We start from the raw sequence: 21,779 nt of genomic DNA, 5'->3' as shown, positions 1-21,779 counted from the left end.
CCGGTCGGTTCGGTGGGTGAACCGGGACTCTGCTTGCTCGGTTCATTGATTGAACCATGACTCTACCCGCTCGGTTCGTTCAATGAACTCTCTTTTCGGTACGCTGGTCCCATGGCTCTCGGCAAGGACTACGCCCAGCAGCAGTGCTCCATCGCCCGCGCCCTGGAGATCGTCGGCGAGCGGTGGACGCTGCTCGTCGTGCGCGACGCCTTCTACGGCGTCCGCCGCTACAGCGACTTCCTCACCCACCTCGGGGCGCCGCGCGCCGTCCTCGCCGCCCGCCTCCAGGCGCTCGTCGAGGCCGGGGTGCTCGACCGGCGCCGCTACCAGGACTCCCCGCCCCGCGACGAGTACGTCCTCACCGAACGCGGCCTGGCCCTCTGGCCCGTCCTGCGGGCGCTCGGGGCCTGGGGGAGGGCCGAGGTCCCGGGCACCGTCCCCATGCGCCACTTCCACCACGCCGTCTGCGGCACCGAGCTCGGCCCGTACGGCGAGTGCCCCGCCTGCCGCCTTCCGGTGCCCCCCGCCGACGTCGAGATGCGGCCCGGCGCGGGACTCGACCCGGATCCCGCCGACCCCGTGGGCCGCGCCCTCCTCGCCCCCCGCCGGCTCCTCGTCCCGCTGGAACCCGCCGCGTCCTGAGGCGGCCGGGAACCCGCCGCGTCCTGAGGCGGGAACCCTTCCGCGTGCCTGTTCGTCCTACCCGATGACAGTGAAGTCCGGGAAGCGGGGGGCGTGATGAGCGGGAGTCTGGTCCTGCGCCGATTCGCGCCCCTCGTGCTCCTCTCGTTCGTCCTCTCCTTCTTCCTCGCCCTCGCGGTCACGTCCGCCGGGGCGCTCCACTCCGACGGCTCCGTCGGCGCGATCGTCCTCGCGGCCTCCGCCGTCGTCTGCGCCCTCGTCGGCGCCCGTACGGCTCCGGCCGTGCCGCCCACGCTCATCCGCACCGCGCTGCGCGACCGGGCCCTCCGTACGGCCTTCCTCCCGCAGTGCGACCCCGACGCCGCCGGCCGCAGCCGGCCCCGGGCACCAGGACGTCCCCTCCCGACGGCCGCGTAAGGACCCCCGCGCCCCGCCCGGAGGTCCCTTCGCGCGGTCCGTCATGCCGAGACACACCATCCCCGGCACGACGAACCCCGGAGGGTTCCCTTGTTCCCGTCCCTGACCACATCCCTGACCACATCTCTGACCACATCCCTGACCGCGCACCTGCCCGCGGTCCCGCCCGTCCCCACCCCTCACCCCGGCGACGGCACATCCCTCGCCTTCTCCGTCTTCCCGTCCTCCGTCCTCGACGCGTTCTCCGTCCTCGTCGAGCAGCTCGCCGTGCTCCTCCGGCCGCTCGCCGAGGGCGGTGCGACCGCCGCCGCCGTCATCGCCCTCACCGTCCTCGTCCGGCTGGCCGTCCACCCCCTCTCCCGCGCCTCTGTCCGGGGCCAGCAGGCGCGGATCCGGCTCGCGCCGCGGATCGCCGCGCTCCGGAAGAAGCACGAGCGGCGGCCGGAGCGGCTCCAGCGGGCCATCCTGGAGCTGCACGCCGAGGAGAAGGTCTCGCCGCTCGCGGGGCTGCTGCCGGGCCTGCTCCAGGTGCCGGCCTTCCTCCTCCTGTACGCGCTGTTCTCCTCCGGCGACCGGATGGGCGGGCACAGCCTTCTCGCCGCTCCCCTCGACGGGCGCTGGACCGGGGCCCTCGGCGACGGCGGGCCCTTCGGGCAGGCGGGGCTCGTGTACCTCGCGCTCTTCGGGGTGGCCCTCGCCGTCGCCGCGTACCAGTACGTGAGGGCCCGCCGGGAGGCGGCGCAGGCGCCCGCGCCGGCCGGGGGGCCCGCGGCGCTGGGCAGGATCCTGCCGCTGCTCTCCTTCGGGACCGCCGTGACCGTCGCCGTCGTGCCGCTGGCCGTCGGGCTCTACCTCGTCACCAGCACCACCTGGGCCGTCGTCGAGCGTTCCCTACTCATGCGTAAGGGTCCGCAGGCTGAACGGGGTCTTGCGGGCTGACCCGGAGTCTTGGACGATCGACCAATCCTCCGATGGCCGCACTCCATCGGCCGGGGCACCGAAGGGCCTCCCCCCGGGCCCACCTCGACCACAGGGAGAAGACCATGAAGCTGCTGCGAGTCGGCCCGCCGGGCGCCGAGCGTCCCGCCCTCCTCGACGGGGACGGGACCCTCCGTGACCTGTCCTCCTTCGCCGACGACGTCGACGGCCGGCTGCTCTCGGACACCGCCACGCTCGACCGGATCCGCGCCGCCGCCGAGGCCGGGGTGCTGCCCGCGTACGGCGGTTCCGGCGACGCCACCGGGCTGCGCGTCGGCCCGCCGGTCGGCCGGATCGGCAAGGTCGTGTGCATCGGGCTGAACTACCACGGTCACGCCGCCGAGACGGGCCAGGCCACCCCGGCCGAGCCCGTCGTCTTCCTCAAGGCCGCCGACACCGTCGTCGGCCCGGACGACACCGTGCTCGTACCGCGCGGCTCGGTGAAGACGGACTGGGAGGTCGAGCTGGCGATCGTCATCGGCCGGACCGCCCGCTACCTGGAGACCGACGAGGAGGCGCTGGCGCACGTCGCCGGGTACGCGCTCGCGCACGACGTCTCCGAGCGCGAGTTCCAGATCGAGCGCGGCGGCACCTGGGACAAGGGCAAGAACTGCGAGACCTTCAACCCGCTCGGGCCCTGGCTGGTGACCGCCGACGAGGTGCCCGACCCGCAGGACCTCGCCCTGCGGCTGTGGGTGAACGGCGAGCTGAAGCAGGACGGCCACACCTCCGACCAGATCTTCCCGGTCGCCGAGGTCGTCCGGTACGTGAGCCGCTTCATGACCCTCTACCCGGGCGACATCATCAACACCGGCACGCCCGCCGGCGTCGCCATGGGGCAGCCGGACCCCAAGCCGTACCTCCGCCCCGGCGACATCGTCGAGCTGGAGATCGAGGGGCTCGGCCGCCAGCGCCAGGAGCTGAAGAGCGCCTGACCCGGCCCGCCCCGGCCCACGGTCTTCGCGCGAGCGGGCCGTGACCCGGGTCCGATTCTGGCGGCACCCCGTGCGGGGTGCCGCCATTTTCGTATCTTTTTATGCACATGGCGGCATATGGAACCTCGCCCGCGTACCCCGACGTCGGCAACGGTGCCGTCGAGTGGCGCGACAACGCCGTCAACGTCTTCGTCGGCGGCGACTTCCTCGTCCGCGAGGCCGCCGCGGAGGCCGAGGGCAAGGCCGTCGTCCTCGGCGGCTTCGACCAGAACAAGCGGGCGGGCGTCTCCGCGGTCTGCAACGTCGGCGTCGCCGGGGGCGGTTCACGCGTGGTGCCCGACGACGGCACCGACTTCCTCACCGTCGGCGAGAGCGTCACCGTCGCCGCCGAGCAGCGTCTCCTCACCGAGGGGGGCGCCGTCACCGGAAAGACGCGGGTCGCGGGCGCGGTCACCGGCACCGTGGTCCCGGCGCCCGTCCAGGACGCGGGGGCCGCCGCCCCGTACACCGCGCTGCGCGGCGAACTCACCGCCGCCAGCCAGTGCTACGCCTACGTCGACGGCGCCTCCCGCACCGTTCGACGGCGACCTGCCGTCCTGCGACGAGGACCCCACGCCGACCGGGCCGACCCCGACGGAGACCACCCCGACCCCGGCCACCCCGACCCCCACCGAGACGACGCCCACCGAGACGACGCCCACGGCGACGACACCGGCGGCCGGCACGGCCCGGACGGCGGCCGGCTCCCCGAGACCGGCGCCGGCACCGGGAAGGTCGTCATGGGCGCGACGGCGGCCGCCCTCGCCCTCGGCGGCGGCGTCCTCGTCGCCGTCAGCCGCCGGCGCCGTCGTTCCCGCGGGGAAGCCTGACCGTGACGCCCTCGCGGGCCGACCGCTTCGCCGCCTCCAGGACGTCCAGGGCGGCGGCTGCCTCGCGCGCGGTGACCGGGTTCGGGCCGGTGCCGCGCACGGCGTCGGCGACGGCCGCGTAGTACGCCGGGTAGTCCCCCGGCACCGGCTCGACCGGCGTCCCGCCGCCCGTCAGCGGTGACTCCCCGGAGCCGATCCGGCCCCACAGCGCGTCGGGCTCCACGCCCCAGGCGGTGCCGGGGCCGGGCCGCAGCCCCTCGCGCAGCGCCGCCTCCTGCGGGTCGAGGCCGTACGTCACGAAGCCGGCGCGCTGCCCGAGCACCCGGAAGCGGGGCCCGAGCTGGGCGGCGGTGGCGCTCACGTACAGGTGGGAGCGGACGCCGTTCGCGTGCGTGATCGCCACGAACGTGTCGTCGTCGGCCTCCGCGCCAGGACGGCGCACGTCCGACTCGGCGTAGACGGAGACGGCGGGGCCGAAGAGGACCAGCGCCTGGTCGACGACGTGGCTGCCGAGGTCGTACAGCAGACCGCCGATCTCCTCCGGGGCGCCGGACTCCCGCCAGCCGCCCTTCGGGCGCGGCCGCCACCGTTCGAAGCGGGACTCGAAGCGCTGGACCTCGCCCAGCTCGCCCTCCTCCAGGAGGCGGCGGAGGGTGAGGAAGTCGCTGTCCCAGCGCCGGTTCTGGAAGACGGACAGCAGCAGCCCGCGCTCCTCGGCGAGGTCCGCGAGGCCGCGCGCCTCGGCGGCGGTCGCCGCGAGCGGCTTGTCGACGACGACGGGCAGCCCGGCCTTCAGGGCGGCCTCGGCGAGGGGGACGTGGGTCTTGTTCGGGGAGGCGATCACGACCAGGTCGAGCTCCGGGCCGCCGTCCGCCCAGAGCTCCTCCGGGCGGGCGAGCACCCGGACACCCGGGTGGGCCTCCCGCGCCTCGGCGGCGCGCTCGGGGTTGCCGGTGGTGACGGCGGCGAGCGTCAGGCCGGGCGAGGCGGCGATCAGCGGGGCGTGGAAGACGGAGCCCGCGAGGCCGTAGCCGACGAGGCCGACGCGGAGGGGGCGGGGGGTGGTGAGGGGCGTCATGAGCAGCACTTAAGCAACGCTGTTGCCGAAGTGCAAGCAGGAGGCATGATGGGCCGGTGACGGTGATGACGAGAGACCCCGGCGGCGGAGCCAACCTGTCGGCGCTGCGCGGCCACAACGCGGCGCTCGTGCTCGACCTGCTGCGCACGGCGGGGGAGGACGGCATCAGCCGCCTCGAACTGGCCGAGCGCACCGGCCTCACCCCGCAGGCCGTCAGCAAGATCACCGCCCGGCTGCGCGCCGAGGGCCTGGCCGCCGAGGCCGGCCGCCGCGCCTCGACCGGCGGCAAGCCCCGCACGGTCCTGCGCCTGGTCCCCACCGCCGCGTACGCCGTCGGCGCCCACCTCGACCGCGACGGCCTGACCCTCGTCCTCACCGACCTCACCGGCACCCCCGTGGCCCTGCGCCACCGCCCCCTGACCCTCGCCACCGGCCCGGCCCCGGTCCTCGCGACCCTGGCGGAGGAGGTACGAGCCCTGCTCACGGCCACCGGCCTCGGCCCCGCGCCGGACACGGCGGGCGGGGCGGGACCCGGGCCCGGCCCCGCGCAGGCCGAGGGCGGGGCGCGGGGCGACACGCGGCCGGCGGTGGAGCCGGCCGGTTCCGAGGGGGGCGTCGGCGGGGCCCGTACGGCCCCCGGGCCGCCGACCGCGGGCCGTACGGCCCCCGGGCCGCCGCCCCCCGGATCGCCGCCCCCCGCCTCCCGTCCGGCGGCGGCGCCGGTCGTCGGGGTGCTCGGGGTCGGGGTCGCCATGCCCGGGCCGCTGGACCACCGGGGCGGGGTGCCGGGGCGGGTGACGGGGGCGCCGGCGTGGGAGGGGTTCCCGGTGCGGGAGGCGCTGAGCGCGAGCCTCGGGCTGCCCGTCACGCTCGACAAGGACACCAACGCCGCCGCCCTCGGCCTCGCCGTCCGGCCGGGCGCGCCCCGGTCCTTCGCCTACGTGCACCTCGGTACGGGGCTCGGCGCCGGACTCGTCGTCGGCGGGGTCCCGCTGCGCGGCGAGCGGACCGGGGCGGGCGAGCTCGGCCACCAGACCGTCCAGCTCGACGGGCCCCCGTGCGACTGCGGGGCGCGCGGCTGCCTGGAGGTGCTCTGTCTCGCGGCGGTGGCCCGGGGGGAGCTGGGCGAGGCCGCGCGGATCCTCGGCACCGGCGCGGCCAATCTGGTCCGGCTCCTCGACATCGACCGGGTCCTGCTCGGCGGCCGGGTGGTCCTCTCCGCGCCGGAGGTCTTCGCGGACGGGGTGGCGGCCGTGCTCGCCGGCCTCCGGCTCCCGGCCCCGGTCGAGATCGCGGCCAGCCCGCACGCCGTGGCGCTCGGCGCGGCCCAGCTCGTCCTGGCCCCGTTCTTCGGCCTGGAGCCGAGGCCGGAAGCTCCCTCGGCCGCCCCGGACCCGCGGCCCGCCCTTCCGGTTCCTCCGGCTGCTCCGGCTGCTCCGGCCCCTCCGGCCCCTCCGGTTCCTCCGGCCCCTCCGGCCCCTCCGGTTCCTCCCGCTCCTCCCGCTCCTGGCGTTCATAAGAAGGTCGGACCATAGGCTGATCGGGCGGATCCGGCGGGCCGGCCGGGGGCACGGGCGGTGTCGCCGCCGGTTCCGCGCCGGCCGCTGTGGCAGCGTCGCGGGCGACCCGCACGTCCGCGAGCAGCAAAGGCACCCGCACATGGCACCCGCCCCCCGGCCCCTGCGCAGCGCGCCCGCCCTCGCCGCCGCGGCCGTCACCCTGACCATCGGCCTGCCGCCGGCGTCCGCTTCCGCCGCCCCGGCCCCCGCACCCGCCCCGACCTGCGGCAGCCCCTCCGACGCCGGGTTCCCGCTCGACACCCGGATCCACGAGGGTCCCGCCGACTACCCCGCCGGAGGGGCGTTCCGGACCTGGGAGCTGGAGCTGCGGAACACCACCGCCGGACCCTGCACCGGGGTGCATCCGGTGCTCGTCCTCGCCGACGAGGGGCGGGTGCTGCGGCCGGAGCAGATCCGGCTGGAGTTCTACGACGCGGAGGCCGAGCGCTGGCGGCGGGTCGCCTTCGAGGCGACCGCGGAGGCCGAGAGCGTCGGCGCGTTCACCGGGTTCGGCGGCTTCGCCGTCCCCGCCCGGCGGACCGTCACCGTGCCGGTCCGGCTGGCCTTCCGGGCCGACGCCGTGCCCGAGGAGGTCGTCGTGAATGCCGCGCTCGTCCAGCGCCGGGGCGCCGACGGCGACTGGGTCGGCCGCTCGGACGACTACCGGCTCACGATCGGACCGCCCGACCCGCCCGACCCGGCCGCCCCCGCCGAGCCGTCCGGGCCGGTGGAGCCCGCGGCACCCGACGCCACCCCGGCCCCCACCCCGGCGCCGGACGGCTCCCCGCCCGCGAGCCCGCCGCCCCCCGCGGTCCGGCCCCCCGGCGCCGCCACGCCCCCGCGTCCCGAACTCGCCCACACGGGTCCGGAGGGCGCCACGCCCCTGGCCCCCTGGGCGGCGGCCCTCGCCCTCGCGGGCGCCCTCCTCACCCGCGCCGCCCGCCGCCTGAGGCCCGGCCCCGGCCGCCGAACCCGCGACACCCGCCGAACCCGCGCCGCCCGCCGCCTGAGGCCCGGCCCCGGCCGCTGAACCCGCGACACCCGCGGCACCCGCTGAACCCGCGGCACCCGCGACACCCGCGGCACCCGCTGAACCCGCTGAACCCGCGACACCCGCCGAACCCGCGACACCCGCCGAACCCACGGCACCGACCCCGCCCCCGGTCCCAGCCCCGAACCCGCCACACCACCTCCGAAACCGACTTCGAACCCACCCCGAACCCCCGGGACACCCGCCGTACACCCTCCCGTTCACCCCCGTCTGCGACGATCCCCGGATGAACCAGCACCACACCCCGAGCGCTCCCGGCGCCCCCGGCGGTCCCGTCCGCTCCGGCGTCCCGGAGCACGGCCGGGTGCCCAAGTACTACGCCGTGAAGGCGCGACTCGCCCTCCTCGTCGACGAGTTGGGGGAGGGGGGCACGCTGCCCACCGAGCGCGACCTCGCCGTCCGGTACGAGGTCTCCCGCGAGACCCTCCGGCAGGCCCTGCGCGAACTGCTCCTGGAGGGCAGGCTGCGCCGGCAGGGGCGGGGCACGGTCGTCGCCGGCCCCAAGCTCGAACAGCCGCTCTCCCTCGCCAGTTACACCGAGGGCGTCCGCCGCCAGGGCCGCCGCCCGGGCCGCAGTGTCGTCTCCCTGGACCGCTTCCCCTGCCCGGACGCGCTCGCCCCCGAGGTCGGCGTCGCGCCCGGCGCGCCCGTCTGGCACATGGAGCGGGTGCTGCTCGCCGACGACGAGCGGGTCGGCCTGGAGAGCACGTACGTCTCCGAGGCCCGCGTCCCGCGCCTGGACACCGAATTCGACCCCGACTCCTCCTTCTACGGCTACCTCCGCGAGCGGCTCGGCATCACCTTCGGCGACGCCGACGAGCGGATCGAGACCGTGCTCGCCACCCCCCGGGAGGCCCTGCTCATCGGGACCCCGCCGGCCCTGCCGATGCTGCTGCTGCACCGCGTCTCCCGCGACGAGGAGGGGCTGCCCCTGGAGCGGGTCCGCACCCTCTACCGGGGCGACCGCTTCAGCTTCACGGCCCGCCTCGGCCGCCAGGACTGACCGGATTCCGCCCGATCCAGGGCCCCCGTCGCATCACAGAAAGGTAACGGGTCTAGTCCAAGCTTGTCGGGCCGTTCACCGTCCCGTCGTCCGCGCGACCGGCCCGGGTCACCCGCCGCCCCGACCGTGGACGGCATGAAGGTGATCGTCGTAGGAGCCGGCGTGGTGGGCACCATGCACGCCTGGCAGGCAGTGGAACGCGGCCACGAGGTCGTACACATCGAGCGCGAGGCCGAGGCGCGCGGAGCCTCCCTGAGGAACTTCGGCCAGATCTGGGTCAGCGGCCGTGCGGGCGGGGAGGAACTCGACACCGCCCTGCGCGCCCGCGAACTCTGGGAGTCCGTCGGCGCCCGCGTCCCCGGCCTCGGCTTCCGGGCCATCGGCTCCCTCACCCCCGTCCGGGGCGAGCTGGAACTGGCCGTCGCCGAGGCGGCCGTCGCCCGCGAGGACGCCCCCGCCCGCGGCTACAAGCTGCTCACCCCCGAGGAGGCCCGGGCGGTCAACCCGGCCCTGCGCGGCGCCTTCGACGCCGCCCTCTGGTGCGAGCGGGACGCCGCTGTCGAGCCGCGCACCGCGCAGCTCGCCCTCCGCGAGGCCCTCCTCTCCACCGGCCGCTACACCTTCCTCCCGAACCGCGAGGTCCGCGAGGTCGTCGGCGAGCACGCCGTCCGCGACGACCACGGCGACCTCCACAGCGGCGACGCCGTCGTCCTGTGCACCGGGGCCTGGCTCTCCGGCCTGGTCCGCGAGGTCGCGGGACCGGTCCCCGTGCGCCGCGTCCGCCTCCAGATGATGCAGACCGCCCCCCTCGGCGAGCCGCTGACGACCTCCGTCGCCGACGCCGACTCCTTCCGCTACTACCCGGCCTACGCCTCCGGCGCCCTCGACGCGCTCGCCGCGGGCCAGGCGCAGGACCCGACCGCCGCCGCCCACAGGATGCAGCTGCTCATGGTGCAGCGCCTCGACGGCGGACTGACCATCGGCGACACCCACGAGTACGAGCACCCCTTCGCCTTCGACACCGTCGAGGACCCCTACGACCACCTGGTCCGCGTCGTCGAGTCCCTCCTCGGCCGCCCCCTGCCGGCGATCCGCCGCCGCTGGGCCGGCGTGTACGCGCAGTGCGTGGACACCACCCGGGTCGTCCACCGCCAGCGGGTGCGGGACGGGGTCTGGCTCGTGACCGGACCCGGCGGCCGCGGCATGACCTGCTCGCCCGCCATCGCCGAGACGACCGCGAACGAACTGGGCTGGTGACACGCATGACCACGAAGAACACCCTCGGCCTCGTCGTCCTCGACATGGCCGGCACCACCGTCGCCGACGACGGCCTCGTCGAGGCGGCCTTCACCGCCGCCGCCGAGCGCCTCGGCGAGGACCCCGCCACGATGATCGGCCACGTCCGCGCCACCATGGGCGAGTCGAAGATCACCGTCTTCCGGCACCTCTTCGGCGGCGACGAGGACCGCGCCCAGCGCGCCAACGCCACCTTCGAGCAGGCGTACGGCGAACTCGTCGACGGCGGCCGGATCGCCCCGGTCCCCGGAGCCGCCGAGACCGTCGCCGCCCTCCGCGAGGAGGGCCGCACCGTCGTCCTGACCACCGGCTTCGCCCGCGTCACCCAGGACGCCATCCTCGACGCCCTCGGCTGGCGGGACCTCGCCGACCTCACCCTCTGCCCGGCCGACGCCGGCGGCCGCGGCCGCCCGTACCCGGACATGGTCCTCGCCGCCCTCCTCCGCACCGGCGCCGTCGACGACGTCCGCCGGACCGCCGTCGCCGGCGACACCTCGTACGACATGCTCAGCGGCGTCCGCTCCGGCGCCGGGATCGTCGCCGGCGTCCTCACCGGCGCCCACGACGGGCCCGCGCTCACGCGCCACGGCGCCACCCACGTCCTCCCCTCGGTCGCCGGACTCCCGGCAGCGATACGGGAGTACGAGGCATGACCAGCGGCATCCGCTTCGACGGCGTCTCCGTCGCCTACGGCGACACCACCGTCCTCGACCGGCTCACCCTCACCGTCGAACCCGGCGAGGTGATGGCCCTCCTCGGCCCCTCCGGCTCCGGCAAGACCACCGCCCTGCGCACCGTCGCGGGCTTCGTCCAGCCCTCCGCCGGCCGCGTGCACATCGGCGACCGCGACGTCACCGACCTCCCGCCGTACAAGCGGGGCATCGGCATGGTCGTCCAGCAGTACGCCCTCTTCCCGCACCTGCGCGTCGACGAGAACGTGGCCTTCGGGCTCAAGGCGCGCAAGCACCCCAAGGCCGAGATCCCCGGCCGGGTCGCCGAGGCCCTGGAGATGACCGGGATGGGGGCGTACGCCCGGCGCCACCCCCGCGAACTCTCCGGCGGGCAGCAGCAGCGCGTCGCCATCGCCCGCGCCCTCGCGATCCGTCCCGACGTCCTCCTCCTCGACGAGCCGCTCTCCGCGCTCGACGCCCAGCTCCGCTCCGGCATGCTCGCCGAGCTGGCCCGGCTCCACCGCGAACTCCCCGACGTCTCCGTCCTGTACGTCACCCACGACCAGGTCGAGGCGCTCACCCTCGCCGACCGGATCGCCGTCATGGACAAGGCCCGGCTCCAGGACTGCGGCACCCCGCAGGAGCTGTACCGGCGCCCCCGTACCGAGTTCACCGCCTCCTTCGTCGGCAACGCCAACCTGCTGCCCGTCCGGGTCGGCGCCGGCGGCGTCGACTTCGCCGGCACCGGACTGGAGGTCCCGGTCGGCGACGCGGCCGCGGGAGCCGCCGCCACCCTCTGCGTCCGCCCCCACCTCATCGGCCTCGGCGACGGACCCAACGCCCTGCGCGGCCGGATCGCCGAGGTCCAGTGGCGGGGCGCCACCCACCGGCTGTACGTCGACGTCGGCGGGCACCGGGTGAAGGCGGACGTCCGCGAGCTGCGGGACACCCCGCCGCTGGGCTCCGAGGTCACCCTGCACTTCGCCCCCGAGGACGCGGTGCTGCTCGCCGCGGGGGTCAACGATGGCTAGCGCCTCCACCACCGCGCCGCCCGTCGTCGCGGCGGCCCGCCCGGCCCGGAGCCGTACCGTCCCCGCCTGGGTCTGGGCCCTGCCGCCCGTCGCCGTCCTCGGGCTCGTCTTCCTCTACCCGCTCGGGCTCGTCGTCCAGGAGTCGCTCGCCCCCGGCGCGTACGCCGAGGTGTTCTCCTCCGCCTCCTTCCGCGACGCCCTCGGCACCACCGTGTGGCTCGCCGTCGGCGCCACCGCCGGCTGCCTCGTCCTCGGCTTCGTCCTCGCGCTGATCGTCGCCTTCGTGCCCTTCCCCGGGGCGAAGGCGGTCTCCCGGTTCATCGACGTCTTCCTCTCCTTCCCCTCCTTCCTCATCACCCTCGCCCTGCTCTTCGTCTACGGCACGGTCGGCATGGCCAACGGGCTGTGGACCGGCGTCACGGGCGCCTCGGAAGGGCCGTTCCACTTCCTGACCACCCCGTGGGGCGTCCTCCTCGCCGAGATCACGTACTTCACGCCCTTCGTGATGCGGCCGCTGCTCGCCGCCTTCTCCCAGCTGGACACCGCCCAGCTGGAGGTGGCGTCCTCGCTCGGCGCCCGGCCCGCGCGGATCGTGCGCCGGGTGATCCTGCCGGAGGCGCTGCCCGCGCTCGCGGCCGGCGGCAGCCTCGTCCTCGTCATGTGCCTCAACGAGTTCGGGATCGTGCTCTTCACCGGCGCCAAGGGCGTCACCACCCTCCCGATGCTCGTCTACTCCCAGGCCATCCTCGAATCCGACTACGCGGCGGCCTGCGTCGTCGCGGTCGTCAACGTCGCGATCTCGGTCGGCCTCTACGCCGTCTACCGGGTGGTGAGCAAGCGTGCTGGTGCATAGCCGCGGGGGAAGGGCCGCGTCCTGGCTCGTCTTCGCCGTCCTCTTCGTCCCGCTCTTCGCCGTCCCCCTCCTCGTCATCGTCGCCGCGTCCTTCTCCACCCACTGGTCCGGCGCCTTCCCGTCGGGGCCGACGGCCGAGCACTACACGGCCGCCGTCCGCGGCGAGTCCCTCCAGGCCCTGACCACCAGCCTCGTCACCGCCGGAGCCGCGAGCCTCCTCGCGCTCACCCTCGGCACGTGGGCCGCGCTCGCCGCCGCCTCGCTGCGCGGCCGCGGCCGCCGGGTCCTCGACGCCCTGTTCGTCCTGCCGCTCGCCGTGCCGTCGGTGGTGGTCGGCCTCGCCGTCCTGGTGGCCTTCTCCCGGCCGCCCCTCCTCCTCAACGGCACCCGCTGGATCGTGATCCTGGCCCACACGGTCCTGGTCACGGCCTTCGCCCACCAGTCGGTCTCGGCGGCGATCCGCCGCCTCGACCCGATGTACGAGCAGGCGGCGGCCGGACTCGGCGCCCGCCCCTCGTACGTCCTGTTCCGGGTCAAGCTGCCCCTGCTGCTGCCCTCGCTGAGCGCCGCCGCCGGCCTCTGCTTCGCCCTGTCCATGGGGGAGCTGAGCGCCACGATGATGCTCTACCCGCCGGACTGGATGCCGCTGCCGGTGCTCGTCTTCACCGCCACCGACCGCGGGTCCCTGTTCACCGGATCGGCGCTGGCCGTGGTCCTCATGGCCACGACGCTGCTGGTCCTGCTCGCCGTCTCCCGTATCCGCACCAGAGCGTCCTACCGATAACTCTCACGCAGGAGAAGAACGACGTCATGCTTACGCACGCCAAGCCGGTCGCCGCCGTCACCGGCGCCCTCGCCCTCGCCGTCTCCCTCACCGCCTGCGGCGGCTCCTCCGCCGCCTCCGACGAGAAGGTCGTCACCGTCTACAGCGCCGACGGCCTCAAGGGCGAGAAGGGCGACGGCTGGTACGACAAGGTCTTCGCCGACTTCGAGAAGGAGACCGGCATCAAGGTGAAGTACGTGGAGGGCGGCTCCGGGGAGATGGTCCAGCGGGCCCTCCGCGAGAAGTCCAACACGCAGGCCGACGTGATCGTCACCCTCCCGCCCTTCATCCAGCAGGCCGGCTCCAAGGGCCTCCTCCAGAAGTACACCCCGAAGGGCGCCGACCAGGTCGACGGCGCCGACAAGGCCGCCGACGGCTCCTGGACCTCCGTCGTCAACAACTACTTCGGCTTCATCCACAACAAGAAGGAGCTCCCCGAGGCCCCCGGCACCTGGGAGGCCCTGCTCGACGCGAAGTTCGAGAACAGGCTCCAGTACTCCACCCCCGGCGTCGCCGGCGACGGCACCGCCGTCCTCATCAAGGCCATGCACGACTTCGGCGGCCAGGCGCCCGCCATGGAGTACCTGAAGAAGCTCCAGGCCAACAACGTCGGCCCGTCCTCCTCCACCTCCAAGCTCGCCCCCAAGGTCGACAAGGGCGAGCTCCTCGTCGCCAACGGCGACGTCCAGATGAACTTCGCCCAGGCCAGGTCCATGCCGAACCTCGCCATCTGGTTCCCGGCCAAGGAGGGCGGCAAGCCCACCACCTTCGCCCTGCCCTACGCGGCCGGCCTGGTGGACAAGGCCCCGCACACCGAGAACGGCAGGAAGCTCCTCGACTTCATGCTGAGCGAGGGCGCCCAGCGCGAGGTCAGCGCCGTCGGCGGCGGCTTCCCGGCCCGCAAGGACATCAAGGCCACCGACGCCAACGCCATCGAGCTCGCCCGGATCATCGACGGCGTCGAGATCTTCGAGCCGGACTGGGCCGACATCGACGCCAACCTCTCGTCCTACGTGGACGCGTGGAAGTCCGCCACCGGCAGCTGAGAGTTCACCGCACGCCCCCTCGACCCCCTCCGCGGATAGCGGAAAGATAACGGGTACGGACCAACGCCCCTGGAAATTCAGGGGCGTTGGTGTGCGTATCCGCCTCTTCCCCCTCTCGTGGAGGACTCCGACATGCCGAACCCCGGCATCTCCCGCCGCACCGTGCTCGCCGTCGCCGGCGCCGGCACCGCCCTCGCCGCCACCGGCCTCGCGACCGCCCCCGCCGCCCACGCGGCCGCCGCCCCGACGCTCCCGAACGGCACCAGCGCCGACAAGGTCCTCGTCGTCGGCATGGACGGCCTGCGCCACGACCGCATCGACGCCGCGAACGCCCCCGCCCTCAAGTCCCTGATGGCGAACGGCACCTACGGCCGCTCCCTGCTCTACGCCAACCCCATGGCGGCCACCTCCTCCGGCCCCGGCTGGTCGACGATCTCCACCGGCGTCTGGCCCGACAAGCACGGCGTCAAGGACAACACCTTCGCCGGCAAGAACTACGCCCAGTACCCCGGCTTCCTCGCCCGCCTCGCCCAGGTCCGGCCCCAGCTCTCCCTCTTCGCCGCCGTCGACTGGCCCGAGCTCGACACCCACGGCACGGTCACCCCCGGCGCCGACGCGAAGCTCGTCTACGACAACGACTACGTCGTCAACGACGCCCTGATCACGGACCTCACCGAGCAGGTGCTCCGCCACCAGAACCCCGACGTGCTCTTCGTCTACTTCGGCGAGACCGACGAGATCGGTCACAACCACGGCGCCGCGAGCCAGAAGTACCTCGACGCCATCGCCGTCCAGGACGCCTACCTCGGCCGCCTCCTCGCCGCGATCGAGGCCCGCCCCACCCGCGCCGCCGAGCGCTGGACCGTCATCGTCACCACCGACCACGGCCACACCGACGCCGGCGGCCACGGCGGCTCCGCCATCGAGGAGCGCCGCACCTTCGTCCTCGCCCAGGGCCCCGGCATCGCCGCCGGCGCCCGCCCGATCGACACCCGGCTCGTCGACGTCGCCGCCACCGTCTTCCGCCAGCTCGGCATCGTCCCCGACCCGTCCTGGGGTCTGGACGGCAAGCCGGTCCAGGAGCGCACCACCGACCCCTTCGACACCCTCCAGCCCTCCCTCGCCGGCCGCGTCGACGAGACCGCCGTCCCGGCCGGCGTCCTCGGCTTCACCCACACCCCGCCCAGCGGATGGTCCGTCATCAACGGCGCCATGGGCACCGGCGGCGTGAGCGAGTGGCGCGGCTGGGCGTTCGCCACCGACGAGTTCTGGTCCCGCTCCCAGCGCGACCAGTGGCGCGAACTCAACGTCCGCGCCCGGGGCGTCTTCGCCGTCGCCGACTCCGACGAGTGGGCCGACAGGTCCTTCTCGGGGACGTACGACTCCACGCTGGTCACCCCGGCGTACCCGGTCTCCGGGGCCTCCTCCGTCACCCTCGCGTTCACCACGCTCTACCGCCAGGAGGGCGCCCAGACCGCCCGGATCCTGGCCTCCTTCAACGGCGGCACCCCCACCGTCGTGAAGAGCTACACCGCCGACGTCCTCTCCCGGTCCCAGACGGTCACCGTCCCCGTCCCGGCCGGCGCCTCCAGCGTCGGCTTCCGCTTCCACTACACCGGGTCCAACAACTGGTACTGGACGGTCGACGGGGTCACCGTGACCACTTCCTGACCCCAGGCCCTCCCCGCCCACGCGTGCAGGGGGAGGGCCTACGCTGGGGGCGTCGCCACAGCGCTGTCGCGTCGCCCCCCAGCACACGCACGTCACGTACGGCAGGAGTCCCGCACCCATGGCAGAGCGCAAGCCGATCGAATCCTGGCTCACCGACATGGACGGCGTCCTCATCCACGAGGGTGTCCCGATCCCCGGCGCCGACGCGTTCATCAGGAAGCTGCGGGAGACCGGCAAGCCGTTCCTGGTCCTCACCAACAACTCGATCTACACCGCCCGGGACCTGCACGCCCGTCTCCGCCGCATGGGCCTCGACGTCCCCGTGGAGAACATCTGGACCTCGGCGCTCGCCACCGCCAAGTTCCTCGACGACCAGCGCCCCGGCGGCACCGCGTACGTCATCGGCGAGGCCGGACTCACCACCGCCCTCCACGACATCGGCTACGTCCTCACCGACCACGAGCCCGACTACGTGGTCCTCGGCGAGACCCGGACGTACTCCTTCGAGGCCATGACGAAGGCCGTCCGGCTCATCAACAACGGCGCCCGCTTCATCTGCACCAACCCCGACGAGACCGGCCCCTCCCTGGAGGGCCCGCTCCCCGCCACCGGCTCCGTCGCCGCCCTCATCACCAAGGCCACCGGCAAGGAGCCGTACTTCGCGGGCAAGCCCAACCCGCTGATGATGCGCACCGGGCTCAACGCGATCGGTGCCCACTCCGAGTCCAGCGCGATGATCGGCGACCGGATGGACACCGACATCCTGGCGGGCCTGGAGGCGGGCATGCAGACCTTCCTCGTCCTCACCGGTCTGACCACGGAGGCGGAGATCGACCGCTTCCCGTTCCGCCCCTCCAAGATCGTGAAGTCGATCGCGGACATCGTCGACCGCGTGTAGCGCTCGCGGAGCGCCGCCCCTGCGGATGCGGAACGGCGCGAACCGGGTGACCCTGCCAGTACCAGGAGGTCACCATGCGTTCAGGTCCCATCGCTCTCCGTGCCGCGGGGGCGGCGCTGGCTCTGGTGCTCGCGCCCGCGGCCGGCACCGCCCTCGCCCACGACGGCGTCCAGGCCACCGTCACCCCGTCCACCGCGGCCCCCGGCGCCGACATCGACGTCCGCGCGCAGGGCTGCAAGGGCACCACCGGCGCCGCCAAGTCCCCGGCGTTCGTCGCGGACGCCGAGCTCACCGGCCGCGACGGCGGCGCGTACGCCCTCTCCGGCGGCGCCACCGTCCGCTCGGGTCTCCAGGACGGCACGTACAAGGTCTCCGTGACCTGCGACGGCCACGACCACCCCGACGTCGGCACCCTCACCGTCCGGCACCACCAGGAGCCGACCCACCGCCCGGCCCCGGTCGCCCCGGTCCGCGCCGGCGGCGGCGGCACCGCCGCCTTCGCGGCCCCCGCCGCGCCGGGCGTCGCCCAGACGGCGAGCGGGGACGGCCTCGGCACCCCGTACACCCTGCTGGGCCTCGGCATGGCGGCCGTCGCCGCCATCGCGGTCGCCTTCCGGAGCTCCCGCCGCCGGCGTACGGAGTAGGCATGCCGGACGGATCCTTCCGGCCCGTCCGCCCGGGCCCGGCCCGGGCCGTCCCCTTCGGATCCTGCCGGGCCGATCCGAAAGAAACGGCCTAGCCGTGGCCGCCTCCAGCCGTCCGGTCACCGGTGTGGCCTGGGCGGTCCTGCTCCTCGGGCTCTGGCTCTGGGGACGCGACGCCGCCTGGGGCCCCGGCGGCAGCTCGGCCCCGACCCACGGCGACATCGCCGCGGTCGGCCGCCCGCTCGGCGTCGACCTGCCGCCGTCCCGGGAGCCGATACCCGGCGCGGCGGAACCCCGCCGCGTCCAGATCCCCGCCCTCGGCATCGACGCCCCCGTCGTCCCCCGGGGCCTCGACTCCACCGGGGCGGTGGACCCGCCGCCGTACGAGCTGCCGCAGACCGTCGGCTGGTACGGCCCCGGCACCACACCCGGCGCGGCGGGCCCGGCCCTCCTCGTCGGCCACGTCGACACCGAGACCCGCCCGGCGGTCTTCTACGACCTCAGCGCCGCCCGCCCCGGAGAGACCGTCCGCGTCACCCGGACGGACGGATCCGTCGCGGTCTTCACCGTCGACGACGTCCGCGTCGTCCAGCGCGACGCCTTCGACGCCCGCGCGGTCTACGGCCCCCGCGACCCCGCCCGCGCCGAGCTGCGCCTCATCACCTGTGGAGGCGCCTTCGACCGCGCCGCGGGCGTCTACACGGCGAACGTGGTCGTCTCGGCGTACCTGACGGCGGCGGAGTAGCCCCTGGCGGACCTGGCCCCGGCCGGCGGACCGCGTCCCACGGGCCGCCGGCCGGGCCGGTCCTCGACCGCGGGCCCACGGGCTGCGGGAGGAGCCCGGCGCCGCCGCGGGAGGCGGGAGTTCCGCACACTGTAGAGGGCCGTGCCTCGCACGGCCCAGAGGGCTGCCGTGTCACGATGGCCACGACTCCGCCACCCCGCACGCGCCCGAGGGGCCCGCATGCCCGCACGCCCGTCCGCGTCCCCCGCCGGCCCCGGGCCCGCGCCCCTTCCTCCCGCGCCTCCGGTGCCTCCGCGCCCGCCCGCGTCCAGGACCGGAGCGGTCGTCCGGTGTTCCGCCGCGGCCCTCGCCCTCCTCACCGTCACGGCCTGCGGCGCCCCCGGCACGGAACCGGGCGCGCCCGGCGCGTCGGCGGCGGCCGAGGCGCCCTTCTGGGTGAACCCGGACGGGAAGGCCGCCCGGGCCGTCGCCGCCCATCGCGCCGCGGGGCGGACCGCCGAGGCCGCGCTGCTGAGCCGGATCGCGGCCCGCCCGGTCGCGGAGTGGATCGGCCCGGACCGGCCCGGGGCGGAGGCGGAGGCGGAGACGAAGGTTCTCACCGAGGCGGCGGCGAAGGCCGGCCGGGACGCGCTCCTCGTCCTCTACGGCATCCCGAACCGCGACTGCGGGCAGTACTCGGCCGGCGGCGCGGCGGACGGGACGGCGTACCGCGCCTGGGTGGACGCCGTCGCCCGGGGCATCGGCGCGCGGCGGGCGACGGTGGTCCTGGAGCCGGACGCGGTCACGCACATGGTCGACGGCTGCACCGGCGAGCAGCATCACGAGGAGCGGTACGCCCTGCTCACGGCGGCCGTCGCACGCCTGAAGCGGCAGCCGGGGGTCACCGTCCACCTGGACGCGGGCAACGCCGGCTGGGTCGCCCCGGAGCGGCTGGCGGCACCGCTGCGGCAGGCCGGCATCGCCACGGCGGACGGCTTCGCGGTGAACGTCTCGAACTTCCGCACGACCGAGGAGAGCGTGGCGTACGGGCGCGCGCTCTCCGCCCTCGTCGGCGGGAAGCCCTTCGTCGTCGACACCAGCCGCAACGGGAACGGCCCCTACACGGACGGCGAACCGGCGGAGAACTGGTGCAACCCGCCGGGCCGGGCGCTCGGCGAGCCGCCGACGCTGCGGACCGGCGATCCGCTCGTCCTCGCGCATCTGTGGATCAAGCGCCCCGGAGAGTCGGACGGTGCGTGCCGGGGCGGCCCGAGCGCGGGGGAGTGGTTCGACGCGTACGCCCTGGAACTGGCCCGCAACGCAGGGTAGTTGGAGTGTGGCAACAAGAAGGCCCCTCACTCGCGTGAGGGGCCTTCTCTGTCGGTGCGCCGCCAGGGACTCGAACCCCGGACCCGCTGATTAAGAGTCAGCTGCTCTAACCAACTGAGCTAGCGGCGCCTGCTGACAGAGAGAACTCTACCCGACGTGCGGGGGTGCTCCTGACCAACAGCGACCGTCTCCGGCCTGTCGGATGGTCGTATCAGGCCGTTGATCCGTCAAAATGCGATTTGTCCAGACAGTTGAGAAACTGGCGCCCGAAACGAGGCCCAAAAGATCTTGACGAGTGTGGAGGGGAATCGCATGAGCGTGCCGGTCTTCGAGGAATTCGAACCCGCGCCCGACTGTGGCTGCCCGGGCTGCGCCCGGCACCGCCGCGACCTCGCGCTGGGCCTGCCGGTCCGCGCGGGCGGCCACCCGGCGGCGCACGGCGCCCGCCGGGCCCTGGTCCTGGTCACGGCGGCGGGGGCGGTCCTGGGCGGGGGAGGGGCGGGCGGCATCGCCGCGGCCCTCGCGCCCGCGGCCCCGGCGACCCCGGCGGACGCCGCCGACGCCGCGCTGGGCTCCGACACCCCGCAGGGCGGCCCCGCCCCGCTGCACGGCCCGCCGGCCGCGCAGTCCGGCGGCGGTCCCGCCCCCGGCGCCGTCCCGGCGACCGGTCAGGTCTCGACCGAGACGCTGCGGAGGACCACCCGCACGGAGATCATCAACCGGGCCAAGAAGTGGGTCTCGGCCCAGGTGCCGTACTCGATGGAGAAGTACTGGTCGGACGGGTACCGCCAGGACTGCTCGGGCTACATCTCCATGGTCTGGAACCTGACCAGCAACGAGTGGACGGGCAGCCTCGACCGCTTCGCCGTCCGCATCGACCGGACCGCGCTCCAGCCCGGCGACATCCTGCTCTTCCACAACCCGGCCGACCCGACCCGGGGCTCGCACGTGACGCTCTTCGGCGGCTGGACGGACTACACCCACACGTCGTACGTCGCCTACGAGCAGACCAAGCCGCGCACGCGGAAGCAGGCCACGCCCCTGGCGTACTGGGAGAACTCCGACCGGTACGTGGCCTACCGCTACAAGGGCCTGGTCAGCGGCAGCACCGGCGCGGGCAGCGGCCCGGCGGGGTCCGCCGGCTCCGCGTACCCCGGCGGGGCGAAGTTCGGCCCCGGCGCGAGCAACGCCCACGTCACCAGGCTCGGGCAGATGCTGATCGCCCGCGGCGCCCGGCCGTACTACGTCCAGGGGCCGGGCCCGAAGTGGGGCGAGTCCGACCGCAGGGCGACGCAGGCGTTCCAGCGCGCGCAGGGCTGGAAGGGCAAGGAGGCCGACGGCCTGCCGGGCCCGCACACCTGGAAGCTCCTCGTCTCGGGCGGGGGCAGGGACATCGGCGGTTCGAGTGGTTCGAGCGGTCCGAGCACAGATGCGAACGGGTTCCCCGGGCGTGGCTCCTTCCGTCCGGGCCAATCCAACGCATATGTGGAGAAGCTGGGCAAACAACTGGTGAAGCGGGGCTTCGGCAAGCACTACCTGTCGGGACCCGGTCCGCGCTGGACGGAGGCGGACCGCCGCAACGTCGAGGCGTTCCAGCGGGCGCAGGGCTGGCGCGGCGCGGCGGCCGACGGCTACCCGGGCCCGGAGACCTGGCGGCGATTGTTCCGATGACCCCGAGACAAGAGGTGGACCCCGAATGACGGCAGCGATCCCGAACGACTCCGGCGCGGCGGCCTCGCGCGACGCGGCCAGAACGGCCCGCCGCCTCACCGACGGCACCCTCCCCCGCCGCCCCCCGGCCTCGCTCCCGGAGACCCCCGGCACCACGGGCGCGGCCCCTCCGCCCCCGTTCCCGTCCGTGGGCGTGTCCCCCGGCACCCGCCCGATCCCCGTGGCCGCCGACCCCCACCCCCCGGCCACCACCCCGACCACCGCGCCCCCGCCCTCACCCCCGGGCACGGGCGCGGGCACGGGCGCGGACGCAGCCACGGTCCCGGTCACGCCGACGGGCGCGGGCCCGGTCGCGGCGGCGGGGGCGGGTGCACCGGGCGCGGCGGCGCGTCCGTCGTCGCCCGAGGCCGGTGCGCCGGCGGGATCGGGCCCGGCCACGGCGCCGGGGGCGGTGCGCCCGGTGCCGGCCGAGACCGGTACGCCGGCGGCCCCGGGCTCCTCCACGGCGCCGGGCGCGGCCGGCAGGCCGACGGGTTCGAGCCCGGCCACGGCGCCGGGCGCCGGTACGCCGTGGACAGTGCGCCCGGTGC

General features: G+C 75.1%; 21 protein-coding genes, 1 tRNA gene and 1 pseudogene. 21 read left to right on the top strand and 2 right to left on the bottom strand.

All coding sequences use genetic code 11. The features are described from left to right. Window positions 1–111 precede the first annotated feature (111 nt). The 5 genes from ACFVU3_RS25350 (at window position 112) to ACFVU3_RS25330 (ending at window position 3,841) form a co-directional block, all read left to right on the top strand. A complete protein-coding gene (locus tag ACFVU3_RS25350) occupies window positions 112–642 on the top strand; it encodes a winged helix-turn-helix transcriptional regulator (protein WP_390069572.1) in 531 nt (176 codons plus the stop codon). Between the two features lie 96 nt (window positions 643–738). Next, a complete protein-coding gene (locus tag ACFVU3_RS25345) occupies window positions 739–1,059 on the top strand; it encodes a DUF6412 domain-containing protein (RefSeq protein ID WP_390069570.1) in 321 nt (106 codons plus the stop codon). A 267-nt stretch (window positions 1,060–1,326) separates the two neighbouring features. After that, window positions 1,327–1,998 (top strand): membrane protein insertase YidC, encoded by a 672-nt coding sequence (gene yidC / locus ACFVU3_RS25340; RefSeq protein ID WP_390069750.1) that lies wholly within the window; start codon window positions 1,327–1,329, stop codon window positions 1,996–1,998. Window positions 1,999–2,102: 104 nt separating this feature from the next. Then, window positions 2,103–2,972: a fumarylacetoacetate hydrolase family protein gene (locus ACFVU3_RS25335; RefSeq protein WP_390069569.1), complete on the top strand. Its 870-nt coding sequence runs from the start codon at window positions 2,103–2,105 to the stop codon at window positions 2,970–2,972. A gap of 107 nt (window positions 2,973–3,079) precedes the next feature. Then, a complete protein-coding gene (locus tag ACFVU3_RS25330) occupies window positions 3,080–3,841 on the top strand; it encodes a choice-of-anchor A family protein (RefSeq protein WP_390069567.1) in 762 nt (253 codons plus the stop codon). Here ACFVU3_RS25330 and ACFVU3_RS25325 read toward each other — a convergent pair. Further along, window positions 3,804–4,919 carry a Gfo/Idh/MocA family oxidoreductase gene (locus tag ACFVU3_RS25325; RefSeq protein WP_390069748.1) on the bottom strand — a complete coding sequence of 372 codons (1,116 nt, stop codon included), beginning with the start codon at window positions 4,917–4,919 and terminating at the stop codon, window positions 3,804–3,806. The two genes, ACFVU3_RS25330 and ACFVU3_RS25325, sit on opposite strands and share 38 nt — an antisense overlap. 65 nt (window positions 4,920–4,984) lie before the next feature. On the opposite strand from ACFVU3_RS25325, the gene ACFVU3_RS25320 reads away from it, so the two are divergent. The 14 genes from ACFVU3_RS25320 (at window position 4,985) to ACFVU3_RS25255 (ending at window position 19,518) form a co-directional block, all read left to right on the top strand. Beyond that, window positions 4,985–6,454 (top strand): ROK family protein, encoded by a 1,470-nt coding sequence (locus ACFVU3_RS25320; protein ID WP_390069746.1) that lies wholly within the window; start codon window positions 4,985–4,987, stop codon window positions 6,452–6,454. Window positions 6,455–6,578: 124 nt separating this feature from the next. Then, a complete protein-coding gene (locus tag ACFVU3_RS25315) occupies window positions 6,579–7,508 on the top strand; it encodes a hypothetical protein (RefSeq protein WP_390069566.1) in 930 nt (309 codons plus the stop codon). A gap of 247 nt (window positions 7,509–7,755) precedes the next feature. Further along, entirely contained in the window at window positions 7,756–8,532 is a 777-nt protein-coding gene (locus ACFVU3_RS25310; RefSeq protein ID WP_390069564.1) for a GntR family transcriptional regulator, read from the top strand. A 135-nt stretch (window positions 8,533–8,667) separates the two neighbouring features. Further along, complete coding sequence (locus ACFVU3_RS25305) at window positions 8,668–9,789, top strand: TIGR03364 family FAD-dependent oxidoreductase (protein WP_390069562.1); 1,122 nt, start codon at window positions 8,668–8,670, stop codon at window positions 9,787–9,789. Between the two features lie 5 nt (window positions 9,790–9,794). Next, the gene (locus tag ACFVU3_RS25300) at window positions 9,795–10,481 is read left to right on the top strand and encodes a phosphonatase-like hydrolase (protein WP_390069560.1); all 687 of its coding nucleotides are present in this window, start codon (window positions 9,795–9,797) and stop codon (window positions 10,479–10,481) included. Continuing rightward, window positions 10,478–11,530, top strand: a complete 1,053-nt coding sequence (locus ACFVU3_RS25295; RefSeq protein ID WP_390069558.1) for an ABC transporter ATP-binding protein — start codon at window positions 10,478–10,480, stop codon at window positions 11,528–11,530. Before ACFVU3_RS25300 ends, ACFVU3_RS25295 begins: the two co-directional genes overlap by 4 nt. Next, window positions 11,523–12,383 (top strand): 2-aminoethylphosphonate ABC transporter permease subunit, encoded by an 861-nt coding sequence (locus tag ACFVU3_RS25290; protein WP_390069556.1) that lies wholly within the window; start codon window positions 11,523–11,525, stop codon window positions 12,381–12,383. Before ACFVU3_RS25295 ends, ACFVU3_RS25290 begins: the two co-directional genes overlap by 8 nt. Continuing rightward, window positions 12,370–13,167 carry an ABC transporter permease gene (locus ACFVU3_RS25285; RefSeq protein WP_390069554.1) on the top strand — a complete coding sequence of 266 codons (798 nt, stop codon included), beginning with the start codon at window positions 12,370–12,372 and terminating at the stop codon, window positions 13,165–13,167. Before ACFVU3_RS25290 ends, ACFVU3_RS25285 begins: the two co-directional genes overlap by 14 nt. Window positions 13,168–13,193: 26 nt before the next feature. Further along, complete coding sequence (locus ACFVU3_RS25280; protein WP_390069552.1) at window positions 13,194–14,252, top strand: 2-aminoethylphosphonate ABC transporter substrate-binding protein; 1,059 nt, start codon at window positions 13,194–13,196, stop codon at window positions 14,250–14,252. A 132-nt stretch (window positions 14,253–14,384) separates the two neighbouring features. Further along, a complete protein-coding gene (locus tag ACFVU3_RS25275; RefSeq protein WP_390069549.1) occupies window positions 14,385–15,923 on the top strand; it encodes an alkaline phosphatase family protein in 1,539 nt (512 codons plus the stop codon). 118 nt (window positions 15,924–16,041) lie between these two features. Then, a complete protein-coding gene (locus ACFVU3_RS25270; RefSeq protein ID WP_390069548.1) occupies window positions 16,042–16,821 on the top strand; it encodes an HAD-IIA family hydrolase in 780 nt (259 codons plus the stop codon). Window positions 16,822–16,895: 74 nt separating this feature from the next. Continuing rightward, window positions 16,896–17,465, top strand: coding sequence for a hypothetical protein (locus ACFVU3_RS25265; RefSeq protein ID WP_390069546.1), 570 nt, complete (start codon window positions 16,896–16,898; stop codon window positions 17,463–17,465). A gap of 97 nt (window positions 17,466–17,562) precedes the next feature. Next, a complete protein-coding gene (locus ACFVU3_RS25260) occupies window positions 17,563–18,210 on the top strand; it encodes a class F sortase (protein ID WP_390069545.1) in 648 nt (215 codons plus the stop codon). Between the two features lie 219 nt (window positions 18,211–18,429). After that, complete coding sequence (locus tag ACFVU3_RS25255; protein WP_390069543.1) at window positions 18,430–19,518, top strand: glycoside hydrolase family 6 protein; 1,089 nt, start codon at window positions 18,430–18,432, stop codon at window positions 19,516–19,518. Between the two features lie 55 nt (window positions 19,519–19,573). Here the strand turns inward: ACFVU3_RS25255 and ACFVU3_RS25250 are convergent. Next, window positions 19,574–19,647 (bottom strand) — tRNA-Lys (locus ACFVU3_RS25250). A 183-nt stretch (window positions 19,648–19,830) separates the two neighbouring features. Between ACFVU3_RS25250 and ACFVU3_RS25245 the strand changes: the two genes are divergently transcribed. Continuing rightward, the gene (locus ACFVU3_RS25245; protein ID WP_390069541.1) at window positions 19,831–21,189 is read left to right on the top strand and encodes a peptidoglycan-binding protein; all 1,359 of its coding nucleotides are present in this window, start codon (window positions 19,831–19,833) and stop codon (window positions 21,187–21,189) included. A gap of 25 nt (window positions 21,190–21,214) precedes the next feature. Next, window positions 21,215–21,779: pseudogene (locus ACFVU3_RS25240) on the top strand (hypothetical protein); the annotation flags it as partial.

This window comes from Streptomyces sp. NPDC058052 (assembly GCF_042885515.1).
In the GTDB taxonomy this organism is placed as follows: domain Bacteria; phylum Actinomycetota; class Actinomycetes; order Streptomycetales; family Streptomycetaceae; genus Streptomyces.
Note: the sequence above shows the minus strand (reverse complement) of the source record. Positions and strands in the feature narration are given on the sequence as shown.